This window comes from Pseudomonas sp. 2848 (assembly GCF_003253945.1).
Taxonomy (GTDB): Bacteria; Pseudomonadota; Gammaproteobacteria; order Pseudomonadales; family Pseudomonadaceae; genus Aquipseudomonas.
This window is the reverse complement of the sequence record NZ_QKZD01000004.1, coordinates 413,884-434,997: the sequence shown is the minus strand read 5'-3', so window position 1 is coordinate 434,997 and position 21,114 is coordinate 413,884. Positions and strand designations below refer to the sequence as shown.

The 21,114-nt window shown below is 64.2% G+C and carries 18 protein-coding genes and 1 pseudogene; 12 read left to right on the top strand and 7 right to left on the bottom strand.

Going from position 1 to position 21,114, the window contains the following annotated elements:
* Positions 1 to 243 precede the first annotated feature (243 nt).
* Entirely contained in the window at positions 244 to 669 is a 426-nt protein-coding gene (locus tag DFS21_RS11130) for a DUF1294 domain-containing protein (RefSeq protein WP_111532314.1), read from the bottom strand.
* Positions 662 to 1,492 carry an undecaprenyl-diphosphate phosphatase gene (locus DFS21_RS11125; RefSeq protein WP_102682459.1) on the bottom strand — a complete coding sequence of 277 codons (831 nt, stop codon included), beginning with the start codon at positions 1,490 to 1,492 and terminating at the stop codon, positions 662 to 664. Before DFS21_RS11125 ends, DFS21_RS11130 begins: the two co-directional genes overlap by 8 nt.
* Positions 1,493 to 1,791: 299 nt before the next feature.
* Here DFS21_RS11125 and DFS21_RS27250 point away from each other — a divergent pair.
* The 11 genes and pseudogenes from DFS21_RS27250 to DFS21_RS11075 form a co-directional block, all read left to right on the top strand.
* Positions 1,792 to 2,553, top strand: a pseudogene (locus tag DFS21_RS27250) (cache domain-containing protein); the annotation flags it as partial.
* A gap of 138 nt (positions 2,554 to 2,691) precedes the next feature.
* Complete coding sequence (locus DFS21_RS27245; RefSeq protein WP_371918114.1) at positions 2,692 to 3,426, top strand: methyl-accepting chemotaxis protein; 735 nt, start codon at positions 2,692 to 2,694, stop codon at positions 3,424 to 3,426.
* 98 nt (positions 3,427 to 3,524) lie between these two features.
* Positions 3,525 to 4,091, top strand: a complete 567-nt coding sequence (gene pnuC / locus DFS21_RS11115; protein ID WP_102682457.1) for a nicotinamide riboside transporter PnuC — start codon at positions 3,525 to 3,527, stop codon at positions 4,089 to 4,091.
* Positions 4,088 to 4,639, top strand: coding sequence for an AAA family ATPase (locus DFS21_RS11110; protein WP_110702156.1), 552 nt, complete (start codon positions 4,088 to 4,090; stop codon positions 4,637 to 4,639). Before pnuC ends, DFS21_RS11110 begins: the two co-directional genes overlap by 4 nt.
* 298 nt (positions 4,640 to 4,937) lie before the next feature.
* Positions 4,938 to 5,378, top strand: coding sequence for a hypothetical protein (locus DFS21_RS11105; RefSeq protein WP_110702157.1), 441 nt, complete (start codon positions 4,938 to 4,940; stop codon positions 5,376 to 5,378).
* A gap of 1 nt (position 5,379) precedes the next feature.
* A complete protein-coding gene (locus DFS21_RS11100; protein WP_110702159.1) occupies positions 5,380 to 5,952 on the top strand; it encodes an adhesin in 573 nt (190 codons plus the stop codon).
* A gap of 52 nt (positions 5,953 to 6,004) precedes the next feature.
* A complete protein-coding gene (locus DFS21_RS11095; RefSeq protein ID WP_110702161.1) occupies positions 6,005 to 7,321 on the top strand; it encodes a heme utilization protein in 1,317 nt (438 codons plus the stop codon).
* A gap of 62 nt (positions 7,322 to 7,383) precedes the next feature.
* The gene (locus DFS21_RS11090; protein ID WP_094012022.1) at positions 7,384 to 8,064 is read left to right on the top strand and encodes a C39 family peptidase; all 681 of its coding nucleotides are present in this window, start codon (positions 7,384 to 7,386) and stop codon (positions 8,062 to 8,064) included.
* A gap of 33 nt (positions 8,065 to 8,097) precedes the next feature.
* Positions 8,098 to 8,835 carry a hypothetical protein gene (locus DFS21_RS11085; RefSeq protein WP_110702163.1) on the top strand — a complete coding sequence of 246 codons (738 nt, stop codon included), beginning with the start codon at positions 8,098 to 8,100 and terminating at the stop codon, positions 8,833 to 8,835.
* Positions 8,836 to 8,881: 46 nt separating this feature from the next.
* Positions 8,882 to 10,162, top strand: a complete 1,281-nt coding sequence (locus DFS21_RS11080) for a hypothetical protein (protein WP_110702165.1) — start codon at positions 8,882 to 8,884, stop codon at positions 10,160 to 10,162.
* Positions 10,163 to 10,288: 126 nt separating this feature from the next.
* Complete coding sequence (locus DFS21_RS11075) at positions 10,289 to 12,484, top strand: LTA synthase family protein (RefSeq protein ID WP_111532313.1); 2,196 nt, start codon at positions 10,289 to 10,291, stop codon at positions 12,482 to 12,484.
* A gap of 26 nt (positions 12,485 to 12,510) precedes the next feature.
* On the opposite strand, the gene DFS21_RS11070 is transcribed toward DFS21_RS11075, so the two are convergent.
* Positions 12,511 to 13,836 carry a sigma-54 dependent transcriptional regulator gene (locus DFS21_RS11070; protein ID WP_110702169.1) on the bottom strand — a complete coding sequence of 442 codons (1,326 nt, stop codon included), beginning with the start codon at positions 13,834 to 13,836 and terminating at the stop codon, positions 12,511 to 12,513.
* A gap of 333 nt (positions 13,837 to 14,169) precedes the next feature.
* Here DFS21_RS11070 and DFS21_RS11065 point away from each other — a divergent pair, with 333 nt between their 5' ends.
* The gene (locus DFS21_RS11065) at positions 14,170 to 14,436 is read left to right on the top strand and encodes a hypothetical protein (RefSeq protein WP_028690802.1); all 267 of its coding nucleotides are present in this window, start codon (positions 14,170 to 14,172) and stop codon (positions 14,434 to 14,436) included.
* A 104-nt stretch (positions 14,437 to 14,540) separates the two neighbouring features.
* Here DFS21_RS11065 and DFS21_RS11060 read toward each other — a convergent pair whose 3' ends face one another.
* The 4 genes from DFS21_RS11060 to cobW are packed head-to-tail and all read right to left on the bottom strand — an operon-like array spanning position 14,541 to position 21,042.
* The gene (locus DFS21_RS11060) at positions 14,541 to 15,155 is read right to left on the bottom strand and encodes a VWA domain-containing protein (protein WP_256591330.1); all 615 of its coding nucleotides are present in this window, start codon (positions 15,153 to 15,155) and stop codon (positions 14,541 to 14,543) included.
* A gap of 53 nt (positions 15,156 to 15,208) precedes the next feature.
* On the bottom strand, positions 15,209 to 16,207 hold the full coding sequence (locus tag DFS21_RS11055) for an ATP-binding protein (protein ID WP_111532312.1): 999 nt from the start codon (positions 16,205 to 16,207) through the stop codon (positions 15,209 to 15,211).
* A 2-nt stretch (positions 16,208 to 16,209) separates the two neighbouring features.
* Positions 16,210 to 19,971, bottom strand: coding sequence for a cobaltochelatase subunit CobN (gene cobN / locus DFS21_RS11050; RefSeq protein WP_111532311.1), 3,762 nt, complete (start codon positions 19,969 to 19,971; stop codon positions 16,210 to 16,212).
* A 3-nt stretch (positions 19,972 to 19,974) separates the two neighbouring features.
* Entirely contained in the window at positions 19,975 to 21,042 is a 1,068-nt protein-coding gene (gene cobW, locus DFS21_RS11045; protein WP_046855331.1) for a cobalamin biosynthesis protein CobW, read from the bottom strand.
* Positions 21,043 to 21,114 lie beyond the last annotated feature (72 nt).

The window sequence follows — 21,114 nt, the reverse complement described above, 5'->3', positions numbered from 1 at the left end:
AGGCATGGTCAGATCCTCGAAAACCGACCCTGCCAGTTAAAGACTGTTACCTATGTGCGTGAACTGATTTGTAACCCATGTGGGTGAGTCATACCGCGAGGATTTTTTGGTTCCTTTTTGATCCTTCAAAAAGGGACCCGCCGTAAGGGCGGAAAGGTGAGTAAGCGTCGACATCGCAAATGAATGCGCATACAACTTTCAAAACCATAACCACAACTACAACTACAACTACAACTACAACCCTCAGATCAAAGCCCCCCACCGCCCCGCCAAAAACAAATAATCAACCCAGAACACCTGATGCACCAGAACAATCCCCCAGCACACAACCTGATAGGAAACCTTCCGAGTCTTGTGCCGAAACACCTGCTGCGCCAGCAAAGCCCCCGGCCAGCCCCCCAGCATCTCGCTGGCATGCAGCACCTTTTCCGGCGTACGCCAGGCCTGAGTCCGCGCCTGCTGCTTGTCCTGCCAGTACAACAACAGGCTGACCAGACTCACCACCGGATACATCGCCAACGGCAACCAACTCCCGCCACTCAACCCCATCCGCAGGCCGCCGAGCACCGGCAACAGGCACAGCACCGCAAGTACCAGCCCCTTCAGGCGCGCATTGCGCACGCCTTCCTCGCGTCGGGGCGCACGCTGCGTACGAGCCCTCTCAACCATGCGCCGTCGACCAATCGACCCAGCCAAACTCCCAGGTCGCCAGGATCAGCAGGCCAAAGGCGATGCGATACCAGGCAAACACCGCATAGCTGTGGTTGGCGATGAACTTGAGCAGCCCGCGCACGGCGATCATGGCAAAGATGAACGACACCACGAAACCGATGGCGAACACCGGAAAATCGCCCGGCTGGAACAAATCACGGTACTTGTACCCCGAATACACCGCCGCGCCGACCATGGTGGGCATGGCCAGGAAGAACGAAAACTCGGTCGCCGCCTTGCGCGAGAGGCCGAACAGCAAGCCACCGATAATGGTCGATCCCGAGCGCGAGGTGCCCGGAATCATCGCCAGGCACTGCACCAGGCCGATCTTCAGCGCGTGAGTCCAGCGCATGTCGTCGACATGGTCGACCTCCACCCGGTGCTGGCGACGCTCGGCCCACAGCATGATCACCCCACCCACCACCAGCGCGGCGGCAACGGTAATAGGGTTGAACAGGTACTCATGGATCAGGTCGGCGAACAACACGCCCAGGATCACTGCGGGAATGAAAGCGATCAGCAGGTTGGCGGTGAAGCGTCGCGCCGGCACCTGCGTGGGCAAGCCCAGTACCACGTCGAAGATCTTGCGCCGGAACTCCCACACCACCGCCAGGATGGCACCCAACTGGATGATGATGTTGAACGCCATGGCGCGTTCGCCACCGAAGTTGATCAGGTCGGCGACGATGATCTGGTGCCCGGTGCTCGAAATGGGCAGGAACTCCGTCAGCCCCTCTACCACGCCCAGGATGATCGCCTGCAAGGCACTCCACAAATCCATCTTTCCCCCAAATGCGACGCTGCGCGTGGCAGGCCGCTTGTTTTGATTGACACAATTGAGACCGCACGCGGCGCGTGCTTTTTACAGCGCAAGCGCTACCAAAGCCAGCTGAAATGCCCAGCCGCCTAAAGGTTTCATCTGGCGCGGCCGAAATCCTAGCAGAGCCTATGTTTCAAGGCTTGCGTTACCTGCAACTGAGGATGTCAAGAACGACGCATTAGCCGTTGGTCGAGTGGGGGCCCGCGACAAAGCATGCTTGGATGCCCTGGATAAAAAGAAAAAGACTGGAGTAACGCATCATGAAGACCCTGAGGTCGATGTCGATCAGCCGCCGCCTGTGGCTGATCCTGCTGGTGGCCGTGGCCATGCTGCTGGTGCTGGGCCTGCTGATGCTGCGCCAGCTCCATGGCGACCTGTACCAGGCAAAGGCCGAGAAGACCCGCCACGTGGTACAGACCGCCGCCGGCGTGCTGGCCCATTACCAAGGCCTGGAGGCTGCCGGCACACTGACCCGCGAGGCCGCACAGCAGCAGGCCCTGCAAGTGGTGCGCGGGCTGCGCTATGACCAGAACGACTATTTCTGGATCAACGACCTGCAACCGAAGATGGTCATGCACCCGGCCAACCCAAAGCTCGATGGCCAGGACCTCTCCGCCATCCGTGACCCCGACGGTTTCGCCGTCTTCAACGAGATGGTCGCCCTGGCCCGCAGCCAGGGCGCGGGGCCAGTCGACTATCGCTGGCCCAAGCCCGGCGCCAGTGAGCCGGTGGCGAAAACCTCGTATATACAGCTGTTCAAGCCCTGGGGCTGGATCATCGGTTCGGGGGTCTACATCGACGACGTGCAGGCCGAGTTCGCCAGGCAGTTGCGCGACGCCTCGCTGCTGGGCCTGGGCATCGCCCTGCTGATGGCCCTGCTGGTGATGCTGATCGCCCGCAGCATCGCCCGGCCACTGCAGGAGGCCGTGCAGGCCATGGGCAACATCGCCAGCGGCGAAAGCGACCTGACCCGGCGCCTGGACACCCATGGCCACGACGAGATCACCCAGCTGGGTGAGCACTTCAACCGCTTCAATGGCAAGTTGCAGGGCGTGATCGGTCAATTGCAGGGGGCGGCCCATGCCCTGGCCGAGTCGGCCGGCCATGTGGGTGACAACGCAGGCTCCGCCCAGGCCCGTAGCGCCCAGCAATCATTGCAGATGGACCAGGTCGCCACCGCCGTCAACGAAGTCACCTACGCGGTGCACGACGTGGCCAAGCACGCCGAGCAGGCCTCCAGCGAAATGCGCAATGCCCAGGCCCAGGTCGGCCACGGCCAGCAGGCGATCCACGGTAGCCTGCAGCAGATCGACCGGCTTTCGGCGACCATCGACCAGGCGGTACAGGTGATCCGCGAACTGGCCAGCCACAGCACGAAGATCGGCGGCGTGCTCGAGGTCATCCGCTCGATCGCCGAGCAGACCAACCTGCTTGCCCTCAACGCCGCCATCGAGGCCGCCCGCGCCGGTGAGCAGGGGCGCGGCTTCGCCGTGGTCGCCGACGAGGTGCGCCTGCTGGCCCAGCGCTCCGCCCAGTCGACCGCCGAGATCCAGACCATGATCGAGCACCTGCAGGGGCAGTCCGAAGCCGCGGTGCGGGCCATCGATACCAGCAGCGAAGCCTCGCGCCAGACCGTCGAGCAGGCCCGCGAGGCTGGCAGCAGCCTGGACGCCATCAACCATGCGCTGGGCAACCTGGGGGCGCTGAATGCCTCGATCGCCAGCGCCACCCTGCAGCAGTCGCATGTGGTCGAGGAAATCAACCGCAACGTCACCGAAACCGCCGACTTGTCGCAACAGACCGCCGAGGCCGCCCGCCAGTCCAGCGACGCTGGCGCGGCGCTTGGCCGCTTGAGCGAGGAACTGGAGCAGTTGCTGCGCCAGTTCAAGGTCTAGCAGGGCCTGGCAACGGGCAGCCCGGATGCTGCCCACCGCTTGAAGCGTGGCGCACGAAGCGGTTAGCATCGCGGCCTCTCTCCGCCCAAGGATCGCCGATGTCCGGCCTCGAACTCTTCGCCGCCGCGCTCGGCGTCATCGCCGTCTGGCTCACCGTCAAGCAAAACCCCTGGTGCTGGCCGATCGGGCTGGTGATGGTGGTGCTGTACAGCTGGATCTTCTACGAGGTCAAGCTGTACTCGGACATGCTCCTGCAACTGGTCTACGCTGTGCTGCAACTGTACGGCTGGTGGCAATGGACCCGGCCGGACCGGGTCGAGGACGCCCGCCAGGTAACCAGCCTGGCACCGATGACGATGTTCAAGGGCCTGGCGATCGGCCTGCTGGCCAGCCTGCTGCTGGGCGCCGCCATGGCCCACTGGACGGACGCTGCCCAGCCCTGGCTGGACGCAGCACTCACCGGTTTCAGCCTGGTGGCCCAGCTGTGGATGGCACAGAAGCGCCTGCAGTGCTGGGCGCTATGGGTGGTGGTGGATGTGGTCTTCGTCGGCCTGTTCCTCTACAAGGGCCTCTACCTCACCGCCGCGCTGTATGCCCTGTTCACCTTGATCGCCGTGCGCGGCTGGCTGGAGTGGCGCCGCGACCCGGCGCTGGCCAGCGCATGAAGGTCCTGGTGCTGTGCGGCCCGGAGTCCAGTGGCAAGAGCTGGCTGAGCGGCGAGATCCAGGCGCATTTCGGTGGCGTGCTGGTCGGAGAGTATGTCCGCCATTTCATGGAGCGCGAGCAGCGCGATACCTGCTACGCCGATATCCCCACCATCGCCCGTGGCCAACTCGCCTGGGAAGACCAGGGCCGGGCGCAGGCACCGGAATTGCTGATCCTCGACACCCACCTGCTGAGCAATATCCTGTGGAGCCGGGCACTGTTCGGTGATTGCCCTGAGTGGCTGGAACAGGCCATTCAGGCGCGCCATTACGACCTGCACCTGCTGCTGCGCCCCGAGGGCGTCGAATGGGTCGGGGACGGGCTGCGCTGTCAGCCACGGCTGGAAGAGCGCCAGGTGTTCTTCGACGACAGCCTGGCCTGGTTGCAACGCCACCGGCAGAACGTGCAGGTGATTGACGGCGACTGGTCGCAACGCAGCGCCACGGTGTTGAGCGTTGTACAGCGCCTGCTGGACGGCAAGTCCCCCACCTGCCCCACCGAATGTTAAGCCGCTGATACACCCTATGGGGCCATGCCCCCCGGATTTGCGCGCATTGCGCCAGATCCGGGGGTAGTGTCACGCCCGTGAAACACCCTCGACGAAAACCCGTCAGCGCCCGACTTCAATGGGCCCGACGGCTCATGGGGCGACTCTCTGTCTCAGCACTGATACACCAATCCATTGACGCACCAGCTCCAGCCCCACAACTGACTGATTCGAAAGCAATAACAAAAACCGGCACAGCTTCTGCTCTCCTTCTGGCAACGCGGCCCAGGCCCAACACGCCGAAGAAGGAATTGCCATCGTGGGGAAACTTGATAAAGGCAACGTCTGTCGTCTCCTGCTGATCGGATGCGCACTGGGTTCCAGCTTCAGTCTGCCAGCCCAGGCCGATAACGGGCTCGTCATCATTACCCGTGATGTGCAACCGCGCATCGCCACCCGTGCCCCGCTTGTGCCCGACCCCAACCCTGTCACCGTCAATACCAACCCGTCCGCGCACATACTCAAGCAGACCAACGAACTGAGCGACGGCGACTTCGCCAGTATCAGCAGCGGCGCAGGCATCAATACGCTGATCACCCAACAGACCAACAACATCGGGGCCAACATCGGCACCCAGACGCAACTGCCGAACATTGCCGGTGGGCGAGCCTCAGGCTCTGGCAATGGCATTGCCAACATGGTCAATTCGAACGTCCAGCAAGGTCTGGGCGCCCTGAAGATCCTCAGCGGGGGTCAGTGACATGAAGCATACGCTGCTGATCCTGGCCACGTTATGCAGTGCACCGGCCTTTGCCCAATCCCCCGTGATCAACAACGCCACCATCGACAGTTCAGGCGCACAGTACCAAGGCAACCTGGGCGTCAACCAGGCGGCCGGGGACCAACAACAGCAGGTCAACGCCCGGGCTATCGCTATCGGCCATGACGCCAACGCCAGCACCCAGATCCGCCAACGCTTGCGCACGCCTGTCGACCCCTCGATAGATGCTCGGTCCAGCATCCAGGGCGACGCCTTCAGCCACGGCAACGGCGTACTGGGCGTGAACCAGAGCGCCGGCGCCAGCAACCAGCAAGCCAACGCACTGCGCATCAGCGTCAGTGCCCAACCGCAAAGCATCGACGACAGCGTCCTTCTGCAACAGAACGTGGCGCTGATCAACAGCTCGGACTCAACTGCCCAGACACCCGGCCATCGCCAGGTCAGCACCAGCGACCAGGCATTCACCGGTAGCCGTGGCGTGGTGCAGTTGAATCAGAGTGCAGGGGTGGGAAACCGAACGGCCAACACCCTGAGCATCCGGGTCGCAGATTGACCCAAACAGGTAACAACAACACTTAACCTAAAACAAAGTACGGAGAACCACCATGAAACCCTCGATGGCACTCAAGCCTCTGGTTTTCGCAATTGCTGCGATCATGGCTGTGGCTGTACAAGCTGGGCAGAATGATCCACGTGGCGGCCACAACAATGGCCATAACAATGGCCACAACAACGGTCATCACACCCCTCCTCCTACCAAGATCCCGGTATATGCAACCGCCAATGCCTGGGACAAGCAAAGCAGCACCAACAACCGCATCAACAATGAAGGCACGGTGAACGAAGCCGAAATGAGCAGCTCGGCCTCCGGCACCAGCGGCAACGTGGGTGTCAACGTCGCGGCCGGCGCCGGCAACCAGCAGGACAACGCCGCCGCCATCGCCAACGCCGGCGCCGACTCGAGCCTGGACAACAGCTTCGTGTTCGGCTCCGCCTCGGCCACCGCCGACGTACGCCAGTACAGCAACAACAACAAGGTCAACAATTACGGCACCACCAACTCCGGCATCATGAGCGGCTCGGGCAACAACGGCAGCGGCAACATGGGCATCAACATTGCCGGTGGCGACCTGAACCAGCAGAAAAACACCATGGCCATTGCCAACTCCAATGCGCCACTGGGTAATGCCACCGCCACCGCCTCTGCCGACCAGAATGGTCCAGGCCTGGTAGTGAACAACAGCGCCGACCGCACCTACCGGGTCGATACGCTGACCTTCACCACCACGAAAAGTGGTAGTGCCTCGTACGACAAGGACTCCAGCTACAGCAAGGAAGGCAGCTCGTCTTCGAGCTGGGAGGCGGCCGGAGCCAACAGCTGGAACGCCAGTGGCTCGAAGAGCTCCGACGCCAGCGGTTCGCGCAGCCACGAATCGAGTGCTTCGGCTAGCGGCTCTCTGAACGCTTCGCTGGATGCCTCGGCAAGCGGCAGTGTGACCCAGACACAAGACTTCGGCCGCCACGAGCGCAGCCGCACCGACTCGTTCGATGCATCGCTGAACGCTTCGATCGACGCTTCGTATGACAAATCGCACGAGAAGTCCTCCAGCTCCTCGTTCGAGAAGGCTTACGACTCTTCGTTCGAAAAGGCCTACGACTCTTCGTACGAAAAATCGGGCAGCAAAGCTTCCGAATTTGCCAAGTCCGGCTCGAAGAGCTTCAGCGAGTCCAGCTCGTACGACCTGAGCAACACCGTGTCGTTCCAGGTGCTGACCCCTACCGGTTGGGCTAACCCTGTGACCAACACCGCAACCCTCAGTGGCTCGGTGAACGGTGGCAGCGGCAACCTCGGCGTCAACGTCGCAGCCGGTGTGGGCAACCAGCAGAGCAACTCGCTGGCCATCTCCAACACCTCGTTCTGAGCGCTGTAACCGTAAGGCCCCCTTCGGGGGGCCTTTCTTCAACAGGACCAGGGAGCAAGACCATGCGGATGATCGCCTTGGCGTTTTTGCTGTGCATGGCAAGCTACAGCGAAGCGGCGCAGATGCCGCTTTCGGTTTTGCCGGGGGGCGCGGTGATCTACAAGCCCATCCAGAGCATCCGTGAGCGCAAGTTCGCCGACCTGGTGCAACAGAAGACCGATTTCAGTTGCGGCGCCGCGGCGCTGGCAACCATCCTGCGCCAGGCCTACTGGCTGGACGTGGACGAACAACACATCATCGAAGGCATGCTGGCTCACGCCGACCAGGACCTGGTACGGGTGCAGGGCTTCTCCATGCTCGACATGAAACGCTACGTGGAAAGCCTGGGCATGCGTGCGCGCGGCTACCGGGTCGCTGCCGAAACCCTGAACAGCGTGCGTATACCCGTGGTGGTGCTGATGGACATCCGTGGCTACAAGCACTTCGTGGTCATGCAACGGGTCGACAAGGGCTGGGTCTATATCGGCGATCCGGTCCTGGGCCACAAGCGCTACAAGGTCGAGGACTTCCTCAAGGGCTGGAACGGCATCATCTTCGCCGTGATCGGCCAGGGTTACGACAAGACCAATGCCTTGCTCGACCCTCCTCTGCCGCTGAGCGCCAAGGGCCGGATCAACAACTTTACCCCGGTCAAGGACGCTGACCTGATGGACTTCGGCTTCATCCGCAGCGACTTCTTCTAATGACAATCAAGCACGACGCTCCGGGAGCATCCCATGAAGACTCCAGCATGGCTCACCCTGATCTGTCTGGCAGCCGCCCTGCCCCTCCAGGCAGAAACGTTCAAGCCCATTGAACTGAAAGACCAGGAGCTGGCGAACCTGCGCGGGCGCTATGTAATGCCGGGGCGGATCATCAGTTTCGGCGTGGTCATGACCAGCACCTGGCAAAACGCGAGTGGCGATGTCATCGGCGCCAAGACCTCGATGCAGGTCCAGCAATCGACCATCAAACCGCAATTCTACGTGTCGATGATCGACAAGAAAGGCTCCGGCGCTGCCAACGCGCAAGGCGCCGGCAGCGTCACGGGCGGCGCGGGCCTGAACACGACCGACGGTGTTACCCAGGTAGTGCGCGCCGCCGGCGACAACAATACCGCTTACAACAACGTCGATATCAACGTCACCAAGGCCAACCAGGCACCCGATACGCCACAGCAGGGCCAGGTACTGGCAGCAGGCTCCACACTGGTTGGCAGCAACGGCGCCGGCTCGCTGAGCGTATCGGCCAGCGGCACCGGCGTGCAGCTCGACGTGGTGGCCAACAACAACCAGGGCAGTGCCCTGCAACGCATCGCCCAGGGCGGGTTGATGCAGAACGCGACATTGCTCGGCAATGGCAACCAGGTCAGCAACCTGACGGCCCTCAACGTCGTGCTGCGCGACAACGTGCCTGATGCCGCGCTGAACGGCAATCTTGACCAGCTCAAAGGCCTTCGCGCTCTCGGATACTGATCTACGCTGACTCTCATCGTATGTAGTCTGAAGGGACGGCTAACCCATGCACCGATCGTTGACGTTCAGAGCTGTAGTCTGTCTGAGTACCTTGGCACCCGCGACATTGCTCTACGCAGCTCCGGACCCTCAGGTCGAGGCACTGAAGCAGGAGCTGCGAGAGCTCAAGCAACGCTACGAAGCCCAACAGAACGCGCTGATGGTGCTCGAACAGCGCGTGCGGCAAGTAGAAGAGACCCCGGCGGCGCCGCCGCCCAGGCGCCTGACAAGGTCCCCCTCGGAACCGGCCAAAGGCGCCCAGACGGTTGCGTCAGGCACCCCTGGCAATGCAGGCAGCTCCTATGGTCAATCGCTAAAGGACGACTCCGAGCCTGCGCAAAGTGTTTCCAACCTGTATGACGAAGCCAGCGGCTTCTTCGGCGGCGGCAAGTTCAGCGTCGAGACCGGCGTGACCTATACCCACTACGACACTCGCGCCCTGACCCTCAACGGTTTCCTCGCCCTGGACTCGATCTTCCTTGGCAACATCAACCTCGACCGCATCAAGGCCGATAACTGGACACTGGACCTGACAGCCCGCTACAACCTGGACCAGCGCTGGCAGTTCGACATCAACGTGCCGATCGTCTACCGGGAGTCGACCTATTCTTCAGGCGGCGTAAGCGGTGTGGGCTCCACCGCCTCCGATGCCACGGTAACCCGAGACCCCGCCATCGGCGACATCAACGTGGGGGTAGCCTACAAGTTCCTCGACGAGTCGGAAAACTGGCCCGACGCGGTCGCGACCCTGCGGGTCAAGGCCCCCACCGGCAAGGACCCTTACGGTATCAAGCTCATCAGGGATACGGCCAACGACAACCTGGCGGTGCCTGAAAGCCTGCCCACCGGCAATGGTGTCTGGTCGATCACACCGGGGATTTCGCTGGTCAAGACGTTCGACCCGGCCGTTCTCTTCGCCAGCCTGTCCTACACCTACAACATGCAGGACTCGTTCAGCGACATCAGCCCGGAAGTCAACAGCAAGGTACCAGGCGACGTGAAACTCGGAGATTCCTGGCAGATCGGCGGGGGTATCGCCTTCGCCCTGAACGAGCGGATGAGCATGTCGTTCTCGGTCACCGACCAGTTCGCCAGCAAAAGCAAGATCAAACGCGATGGCGGCGACTGGCAGTCGATCACCAACAGCGACTACAACGCGGCCAACTTCAACGTCGGCCTGACGTTCGCCGCCACCGACAACCTGACCATCGTCCCCAACCTCTCCATCGGTTTGACCGAAGACTCGCCGGACTTCTCGTTCAGCCTGAAATTCCCCTACTACTTCTGACCGCACCGGGCCCGCGCACGGGCCCGGCATTTGGTTACCGGTTTTGTAGCATCCGACTTTCCCGGCACCAGCCTGTTATCATCCGGCACAATTTTGTGACGGTTTAATGGCATTAAGGAAAGTTTCGTGAACAACCTGCTCGGTCACCCTCGCGCCCGCCTTGCCGCCCTGGCAATCCTGGTGCTGGTGATACCCCTGACCGCGCGCGCCCTGCTGGGCTGGTCCAACCCCTTCGGCTATCTGTCCGACCTCGCCATCGGCAGCCTGTTGGTCCTGCTCCTGCTGCGACGTCCCTGGTGGCTGGCCCTGCCGCTGCTGTTGGCTTGGGGCGGCCTGTGGGTGGCATCCGCCGAGCTGGTCAGCGCCGTCGGCAGGCTGCCCACGGTCGACGACCTGAGCTACCTGATCGACCCGCAGTTCATGGAGAACTCCACCGGCGGCGGACTGGCCCATGCCTGGCTCCCCGCCCTGCTGGTCACCGGCCTTGGCGCCTGGCTGGCGAGCGTATGGCGATCGCCCGCCAGCGCGTCATTGCCACGGCGACTCTGGGCCGTGCCCCTGGCTCTGTTCGGCCTGCACTGGGGCGGCCAGCAACTGGCCCCCTCGGACGCCGACCAATGGCGCCAGTACGGCCTCACCCACCAGGCGCTGTCGACGGCAGTGGGCAAGGTGCAGCATCAGGCCTTGAGCCGTATGGGCCGGGTGCCGGCAGTCACGGCGCTGTCCAGCGCCGGCCTTACCCAGTCCGACCTCAATGGCGTCAAGCTGCTCGACGCAGCGGGCAAGGCACGCAACCTGCTGATCATCACCGTCGAGGGCATCCCCGGCGCTTACCTGCGCCCCAACCGCGAGGCACTGGGCAGCCACTACCAGCAGGACCTGATGCCCCGTCTCAGCCAGTGGGCCGAGCGCGGCATGAACACCCCCGACTATGTATTGCACACACACCAGACCATTCGCGGCCTGTACGCGATGCTCTGCGGCGACTATGACAAGCTGGCCAACGGCACGCCCAAGGGGGTCGAGCTGCTGACCCAGCAGCAACGCAACCAGGCCTGTCTGCCGGCCCAGCTGCGCGAGGCCGGCTTCGCCACCCATTACCTGCAAGGCGCCGGGCTGCGTTTCATGGCCAAGGACCGGATCATGCCCCACATCGGCTTCGACACGGTGCATGGGCTGGAGTGGTTCGCCAACGACAACTACCTGGAATTCCCCTGGGGCAAGGATGATCGCGCCTTCTTCGAAGGTGCGCTCGACTACGTCGCCGAGCTGCGCAAGCAACCAAAACCCTGGATGCTCACCCTGCTCACGGTCGGCACCCACCAGCCCTATTCGGCGCCGGAGGCCTATCTGCAACGCTTCGATACGCCCAAGCAGGCTGCGGTGGCCTACCTCGACGATGCCCTTGGCAGCTTCCTCGACGGTCTCGCGCGCCAGGGCGTTCTGGAAGACACCCTGGTGATCGTCACCTCCGACGAATCCCACGGCATCGATGGCGTGCGCCTGGCCTCGGCGTGGGGCTTCAACCTCACGCTCGCACCGGAGCAGGCCCAACTGCCCAGGCTCAAGCAGGGCACCTACGGCCACGTCGACCTGAGCACCTCGCTGCTCGACTACTTTGCCCTGCCAATCCCTGCGGCCTTGGCCGGCCGCTCGCTGTACCGCGACTACGACAGTGGCCGCGAGATGATTTCCTACACCAATGGCATGCTGCGCTACCACGACGGCCAGGGCACCCTCAGCGAGTGCGATTTCCAGCAACGCTGCCGACGCTATGCAAGCCCCGGTTTCATCGCCGACCAGGCCAGGTTCCTCGGCCGTGGCGAAGACACGCTCGGACCGCAGATCAACCTGTTGGCCACGAGCCTCGACCAATCGCTGCTGCAGACGCCGCTCAACCTGCGCTACCAGTTCGGCGGTCCCTCCCCCATCGCCCTGGCTGAGCGCATCAAGGATGACTGGGCCGACAACCTGATCGGCGCGCAATACCTGGAGATGCCCGAAGGCACCCGCACCCGGGTACGTCTCAAGGTACGAGCGCTGGACCCCCGCCACGCCGCGTACATCCGGCTCAAGGCCAAGGAGCTTGAGCAAGATGTGCAGCTTGGCTTACCCGAAGAGATTCGGGTAACGGCCGACGAGCCGCTGGAAATGCAGTTCGACTTCGACAACCCCACCGTGCGCAAGGCGTTTTCCTTCCACCTGTTGGGGTATGGGGGCGGCGAGGTGGAGGTCAGCGACTTCAGCGTGATCACCGAGCTGCCCGACGAGCCGGAGACGATGGAGGAACTGGCGGATGGGCATCTTGCCCAGTCGAGCTGAGGCCCCGCAATCGGGAGCGTGGTTGCTCAACGAATCTGGTGCTTGTGCAACAACCGGTAGAACGTCGGCCGCGACACACCCAGCACCTTGGCCGCGATACTCAGGTTGTCGCTGTGCCGGTTCAGCACATCGCACAACGCCTGCCGCTCGGCGCGGTGCTTGTAGTCCTCCAGCGTGCCCAGCGGCTGGTCCTGCTCCTGCAGGTCCTGCAAACCCAGGTCCTGGGCCTCGATCTGCCGGCCTTCGGCCAGCACCAGGCCACGCCGAACCCGGTTGGCCAACTCGCGCACATTGCCCGGCCACTCGTGCCGGCCCATGGCCGCCAAGGCACCGTCGCTGAACGAACGTGGCCGCCTACCCGTCTCGGCGCTGTAGAACTGCGAGAAATGGCTGGCCAGCATCGACAGGTCGCCATGCCGGTCACGCAGTGGCGCGGTCACCACTTGCAAAACATTCAGGCGGTAGTACAGGTCTTCGCGAAACCGCGCCAAGGCGATGGCCTTTTCCAGGTCCACATGGGTCGCCGCCAGAACCCTGACGTCGACGGCGATGGGTTGATTGCCGCCCACCCGTTCGATGTGCTTTTCCTGAAGAAAGCGCAGCAGATTTGCCTGCAGTTCCAAAGGCAGGTCACCGATCTCGTCGAGAAACAGGGTGCCACCATTGGCCGCTTCGATGCGCCCCACCTTGCGCTGGTGAGCCCCGGTGAAGGCGCCCTTTTCATGGCCAAACAGCTCGGACTGGATCAGGTGTTCCGGTATGGCCCCGCAATTGATGGCAATGAACGGTTTGTCCCAGCGTTGTGATTGCCGGTGCAGGGTGCGCGCCACCAGTTCCTTGCCGGTTCCGCTTTCGCCACGGATCAGCACTGGCGACTCGGTCGGCGCCAACTTGCCGAGCAACTTGCGCAACTCGCGGATTGGCCGGCTTTCGCCCAGCAGTTCATGTTCGGGTTCATCCACCCGCACCGCGCCCTTGCCGCGCAGGCGTGCCATGCCAAAGGCACGGCCCAGGGTGACCTGCACCCGGGAGACATCGAACGGCAACGTATGGAAGTCAAAAAACCACTCGCAGACGAAATCTCCGACATTCTGCAGGCGCAGTTCCTCGGCGCTGAGCACGGCGATCCACTCGGTATTGCTGCGCTTGATCAGGTCCTTGACCGCTTCGGGGTGCAGCAGGTGCGAGGCTTGCAAGCGCACCAGGCCAACGTCGCAGGGCTGCTCCAGTGCGGCCTCGAGCGTGCAACTTCGGACATCCCAGCCGACACTGCACAAGCCCGGCAACAGGCGGTGGCAATCGTCGCAGGGGTCGACGATCAGCAGGCGGCGGTGGGATGCAGGTTCAAGCATGACCTTTCCTTGGCGCCAGTTATTGGTTTTTTACCTATAAACAGACAGTTGCGACGCCCGAATTAACAGTAGCAATGAACTTGACGCTCCCCACTACCGTTGGTCAGCCCGCCAGCCGTGTGCCCGGCACACTCGGGAATTATCTCAACCCTTGCGCGTCTGAGGCGGGAGCGACAAGCACGGACGAATGAATCGTCAATAAAAAATTTCAAAACCTTGTGACTTGAACCCTGACCTGGAGCATCAGTACAAATAACCCCGCGCTGTAGAGTGTTCAGGAATAACACCGCGGAACAATATTTCGCTGTTTGGGACCATGAGAGAGACCGAACCATGAATGCCCCGCTCCGTGTCAACGAAGCACTGCTGATCGCCGACCACGCCTTCGAACCCTTCCAGTGCGTAGCCTGGGATGCACCCAACGGTACCGGTGAGCTGAGCCTGGCAGTGATCGACCGGACCAGCACCCGTATCGGCAGCAAACAAGTGTCCTCGCGCGTCTATTCCGACCCTGCGCAATGGGCCAGTTTGATCGAGGAAGTGCGCGCCGAACTGTCCGGCAAAGGTTACGACCTGCAACCCTGGTCGATGCCAAAGTAACAAGACTGCCTGTTACAAAGTGCGTGGCCGCCACGCACTTTGGTAACTTTCCCCGAATACGGGGATAACTTTTTCAATTGCGACATCCTGTCGCAGCCACCTGCTTAACTGAGCACGCTGAACTGCTCGATATGCCGATATTCGGCATGCAGTTGTTCGGCAATTTGTCGTGCGCGGCCCACGCGCACCGCCGCCATTTCCATATCCACCAGCAACGTGTTGCACGGTAACGGCTGCAACTGTGCTTCCTGCTGCAGGCGACCATCGGTCAGCACCAGGCAACGCTGGGTCTCCAGGGGCAGGCGCTTGCTCCGCGCCAGCAGCCAGTGGCGCGCCTCCTCCAGCGCCGCCGGCAACGGCGTACCGCCGCCAGCCCCCAGCGCCTGCAACCAGGGCTGCAACGCCGCCGAGGCCTTCAGGCCATGCCGTTGCCATTGCGGCTTGTCGCCACTGGCCGTGAGCAAGGCCAGGCGGGCCCGTTGCCGATAGGCCTCATCGAACAATCCGGCCAGCAGGCCCTTGGCCTGGGACAGTGCCTGGTTGCGGCGGGTGGAAGCCGATGCATCCACGACCACCAGCCAGAGCTCCGGCGCCTGGGCCTGACGTTGTTGCCAGCACAGCTCACGGCGCAGGCGCGGCCGCCCCTTGAGCAAGGTCGCCAGCCAGGCAATGCGGCCAGTCTCGGCCGCACGCGGGCGACCCCGGGTGCTACCTGTCAAATTGCCGGCACGGGGTCTGGCATCCGCCGCCTGGGCATGGCGCAAGCGGATGCTCAGGGCTTTTTTGCCCAGTTCGGTACCTCGCGGCGTACGCCCGTCGCCACCGGCTGGGGCGGCAACGCGCCCCAGTCGCCCTGCCCGCCTTGCGTTTGCGGCGGCCGAGGTGGCTCGCCCGCCGTGGCGGCCTGCGCTTGCGGTGCGTGGGCGCGACGGCGATGGCGCAAGGCAAACTCGGCCACCGCCTCCACATCCGCTTCCTCGATCACCGTACTGCCACGCCAGGCGGCGTGGGCCCGTGCCGCACGCAGCCAGACCAGGTCGGCGCGCATGCCGTCCACCCCGGCGGCAAAGCAGCGCTCGGTGATCAAGGCCAGGGCCTGGTCGTCCAAGGGGATCGATGCCAATTGCTCGCGCGCGGCCTGGCAACGCTGGCGCAGCGCGGTCTGCTGGGGCGCCCACTGGGTACAGAACGCCTGTGGGTCGTTGTCGAAGGCCAGCCGACGGCGAATGATCTGCTGCCGTGCCTCGGGCGCGGGCAGGCCCTCCAAGGCCACGTTCAGGCCAAACCGGTCGAGCAGTTGCGGCCGCAGCTCGCCCTCCTCCGGGTTCATGGTACCGATCAGCACGAACCGGGCGGCGTGCCGATGGGAGATGCCATCGCGCTCGATGCGATTGGTCCCGCTGGCAGCTACATCCAGCAGCAGGTCCACCAAGGGATCGGGCAGCAGATTCACTTCATCGACGTACAGTACGCCACCGTCGGCATGGGCCAGCACACCCGGCGAGAACCGCGCCTGGCCCTGGCTCAAAGCGGCATCGAGGTCGAGGGTGCCGACCAGACGTTCTTCGGTCGCCCCCAGTGGCAGGGTCACGAACGGCCCGCCGCCCAGCAGGTCGGCCAGGCCCCGTGCCAGGGTGCTCTTGGCCATGCCCCGAGGGCCTTCGATCAGTACGCCACCGATTTTCGGGTCGATCGCGGTCAGGCACAGGGCCAGCTTGAGGTCGTCGGCGCCGACCACGGCGGCCAGGGGGAATTGTACGGGTTCGCTCATGTTCAGCTGTCTTCCTCGCCGGCGAGCAACTGCTGCTCGAGGCTCTCGCGATAGTCGCCCGGCTCCTGCCACAACCCGCGCTGCTGGGCTTCCAGCAAGCGCTCGGTAAGGTCGCGCAGGGCTTCGGGGTTGTGCTCGCGCATGAAATCACGGGTGGCCGGGTCGAGCACATAGGCGTCGGCCAGGCCCTGATAATGATGGTCGTCGATCAGGTGGGTGGTGGCGTCGAAGGCAAACAGGTTGTCGACCGTCGCCGCCAGCTCGAATGCACCTTTATAGCCATGACGCTTGGCGCCGTCGATCCATTTCGGATTGAGCGCGCGGGCACGGATCACTCGGTTGAGTTCTTCCTTCAGGGTCCGCACCCGCGGCCGGTCGGCCTGGCTGTGATCGCCGTGGTAACTGGCCCGCGAGGTGCCGGCCAGGGTTTCGGCGGCCGCCAGCATGCCGCCCTGGAACTGGTAGTAGTCGTTGGAGTCGAGCAGGTCGTGCTCGTGATTGTCCTGGTTCTGCAGCACCGCCTGTACCTGCGCCAGGCGCTGGGCGAATGCGGCGCGGGCCGGCGTGCCCTCGTCGCTGGCGCCGTAGGCGTAGCCACCATGGTTGAGGTAGACCTCGGCCAGGTCGTCGCGGCTGTGCCACAGGCGCCCGTCGATGGCGTTCTGCACGCCCGCTCCGTACGCCCCCGGCTTGGCTCCGAACACCCGCCAGCCGGCCTGCCGCGCCGCCTGCTCCAGCGCCATGCCGGCGCCGAGCAACGCTTCACGCTCGGCGCGTACCCGGGCGGCCAGGGGGTTCAGGTCGTCCGGCTCGTCCAGCGCGGCCACTGCCTGCACCGCGGCGTCGAACAGGCGGATCAGGTTGCCGAAGGCGTCACGGAAGAAACCCGACACCCGCAGCGTCACATCCACCCGCGGCCGGTCGAGCAGGCTCAATGGCAGGATCTCGAAGTCGTCAACCCGCTGGCTGCCGGTGGCCCACACCGGACGCACGCCCATCAGCGCCAGGGCCTGGGCGATGTCGTCGCCACCGGTGCGCATGGTCGCCGTGCCCCACACCGACAGACCCAGCTGCCGCAAGTGGTCGCCGTGGTCCTGCAGGTGGCGCTCGAGGATCAGGTTGGCCGAGGCGAACCCCAGGCGCCAGGCCGTGGTGGTCGGCAGGTTGCGCACATCGACGGTGTAGAAGTTACGCCCGGTGGGCAGCACGTCCAGGCGGCCACGGCTGGGCGCGCCACTGGGCCCGGCCGGGACGAAACGCCCGGCCAGCGCGGCCAGCAGGCCGTCGATCTCGGCGGCGCCACAGGCGTCCAGGTCCGGCGCGATCTGTTCGACCAGCGCCTGCAACACCTCGCGTACCGGTGCCCAGCCATCTTCATCCGGCAACGCCGCAGCCCCTTGCAATGCCTGCTCGATCAATGTCAGCGCCAGCCACTCCAGGCGCTCACGGGTATCACCACAGGTGCGCCATGCGCTGCTGTCGACTTGTAGCAGCAGGCCAGGGCGCGGCCCGTCCCAGGGCTGTCCCAGGTCGCAGTCCAACGGATCGAAGCCCAACGCCAAGGCCTTGGCCAGCACGCGAATCAGGCTGGCGTTACCGCCCTTGCCATCTCCCCGCGCCACCCGCACCAGGGCCAGCAGCGTGTCGCTGCGCAGGCGCCCCTGGGGCGACTGGCCGAACACATGCAGGCCATCGCGGATCTGCGACTCCTTGAGGTCGCACAGGTAGGTATCCAGGCGCGGCAACCACACCGCAGCATCCTCCAGCTGCCCTTCAAGCTGCAGTTCACGGTCGATGTGGTTGGCCTTGACCAGTGCGAGGATGTCGCGCTGCAACTCGTTGGCGCGACGTGGATCGAGCAGCTGCGCTTCGTAGTACTCGTCGGCCAGCTGTTCCAGGTGACGCAGCGGGCCATAGGTCTCGGCGCGGGTCAAGGGCGGCATCAGGTGGTCGATGATCACCGCCTGGGTGCGTCGCTTGGCCTGGGCGCCCTCGCCTGGGTCATTGACGATAAATGGATAGATGTTGGGCAGCGGCCCGAGCAACGCGTCCGGCCAGCATTCGGCGGACAGCCCAACGCCCTTGCCCGGCAGCCATTCCAGGTTGCCGTGCTTGCCGACATGGATCAACGCATCGGCGGCGTAGCCGTTGCGCAACCAGAAGTGGAACGCCAGGTAGCCGTGCGGCGGCACCAGGTCCGGGTCGTGGTACACGGCGCTGTGGTCCACCTGGTAGCCCCGCGCCGGCTGGATGCCGACGAAGGTCAGGCCGTAGCGCAAGCCGGCGACCATCATGCGCCCGCTGCGGAACATCGGGTCCTGCTCGGGCGGCCCCCAGCGCTCCAGCACGGCGCGCTGGTTGGCCTCGGGCAACGCGGCGAAGGCGCTGTGGTAGTCGGCCAGGGCCAGGCTCTGGGCGCAAGGGCGCTGGTCAAGGTGATCGAGGTCGTTGGTGACACCGCCGAGCAACTGGTGGATCAACTCGGTGCCGCTGTCGGGCAGGCCGGCTACCGGATAACCCTGCGCCTGCAGGGCCTTGAGGATATTCAACGCGGCGCCTGGGGTGTCGAGGCCGACACCATTGCCGATGCGCCCGTCGCGGGTCGGGTAGTTGGCCAGCACCAGGGCCACACGCTTCTCCTGGTTGTCCAGGCGCGCCAGTGTCACCCAGCGCCGCGCCAGCTCGGCGACGAAATCCATGCGTTCGGGGTGGGCGCGGTAGCAGACCACGTCGGACTGGCTGCGCTCACTGCGCCAAGCCAGGTCCTTGAAGCTCACCGGCCGGGTGATGATGCGCCCGTCCAGCTCGGGCAAGGCGATGTGCATTGCCAGGTCGCGGGCGCCGAGGCCCTGCTCACTCTGCTCCCAGCCGGGCTGGTTGTCCTGGGCGCAGATCGCCTGCAACACCGGCACATCGCGGCGCAATGGGCGCAGATTGGGCTGTTCGGGGCTGGACAGGGCAAAACCTGTGGTGTTGATCACCACCTCGGCCTGCACTTCGTCGAGCCAGGCCTCGACCTGGTCCAGGCAGGCGCGTTCCTTGAGGCTGGCCACGGCGATCGGTAACGGATTCAAGCCGCAAGCCTGCAGGCGCTGGCAGAACACATCGATGAACGCGGTGTTGGCTGCCTGCAGGTGGGAGCGGTAGAACAGCAGCGGTGCCACCGGGTACTCCGGATGCCATTCGGCGTACCAGTCCTCGAGCCGTGCGGTGGCCTTGGCCGGGTGATAGACCACCGTGCGCGGCAAGGCCTGCGGCTCGTCCCAGGGGTAGGCGCGCCCCAGCCACTGGCTGGCCAGGCAGTTGAACAGGTTCAGTGCATTGGCCTTGCCACCCTGGCGCAGGAAATGCCAGAGGCGCTCGGCCTGTTCGCCACATACCGTGCCCAGGCCGGTCAGCTCCGGGTCGGGACGGTCGTCGCCGGGTACCAGGATCAGCTGTACGCCACGGGCGGCCAACTCGACCAGTTGTTCGACACCATAGCGCCAGTAACCGACACCGCCATGCAGCGACACCAGGATCACCTTGGCATGGCGCAGCACCTGGTCGACATACAGGTCGACCGAGGCATGGTTCTGTACCTGCATCGGATTGGCCAGGCGCACACTGGGGAAATCCGCCGGCAACTGCTCGGCGGTTTCGGCAAGCAGCGCCAGGTGTGAATCACCGCTGCAGAGGATCACCAGTTCGGCGGGGGTCTGGCCGAGGTCGGCGATGCTGTCGTCCGGCACAAAGCCGCCGGGCTGGGTCCGCAGCAGGTGCATGGGTCAGGCGCCCAGGGCCTGGCGCAGGCGCGCTTCCAGCTGGGTCGCGTCCAGGTCCTGGCCGATCAGCACCAGGCGGGTGATCCGTGGCTCCTCGCTGCGCCATGCACGGTCGAAATGCTTGTCGAAGCGGGTGCCCACGCCCTGGATCAGCAGGCGCATCGGCTTGCCGGGAATGGCGGCGAAGCCCTTGGCGCGCAGGATGCCAAACTCGGTGACCAGTTGCGTCAAGGCATCGAGCAACAGGCTTTCGTCAGCCTCGGGCAGGTCGATGGAGATCGAGTCAAAGGCGTCGTGGTCATGGTCGTCATGGTCATCGCCGTCGTGATGGCTGTCGTGGTGGGTGCGGCGGCCATCGATATGCGCCTCGGACTCGGCGCCCACGCCCAGCAGCACCTCCAGCGGCAGGCGACCACTGCTTGCCTCGATCACCTTGACCGCCGGCGGCAGTTCCTCGGCCACTTCGGCACGGACCTTGGCCAGGCCCTCGGCATCGATCAGGTCGGCCTTGTTCAGTACCACCAGGTCGGCGCTGGCCAGTTGGTCGGCGAACAGTTCGTGCAGCGGCGACTCATGGTCGAGATTAGGGTCGAGCTTGCGCTGGGCGTCGACCTGGTCCGGGTAGGCGGCAAAGGTGCCGGCGGCCACGGCCGGGCTGTCGACCACGGTGATCACCGCGTCGACCGTGCAGGCGTTGCGGATTTCCGGCCACTGGAAGGCCTGTACCAGCGGCTTGGGCAAGGCCAGGCCGCTGGTTTCGATAAGGATATGGTCGAGGTCGCCGCGGCGCGCCACCAGCTCGCGCATCACCGGGAAGAACTCCTCCTGCACGGTGCAGCACAGGCAGCCGTTGGCCAGCTCGTAGACGCGGCCGTTGGCCTCTTCCTCGGAGCAGCCGATGCTGCACTGCTTGAGGATTTCGCCATCGATGCCAAGCTCGCCGAACTCGTTGACGATCACCGCGATGCGGCGGCCCTGGGCGTTGTCGAGCATATGGCGCAGCAAGGTGGTCTTGCCCGAGCCGAGGAAGCCGGTAACGATGGTGACGGGAAGCTTGGCCAGTGTTTTCATGTCGCGATGCCCTTGGCAGCAATGGCGCGGGCATGCAGGACGACAGCCACGGCCCGTGTCGGCCTGGCGGGT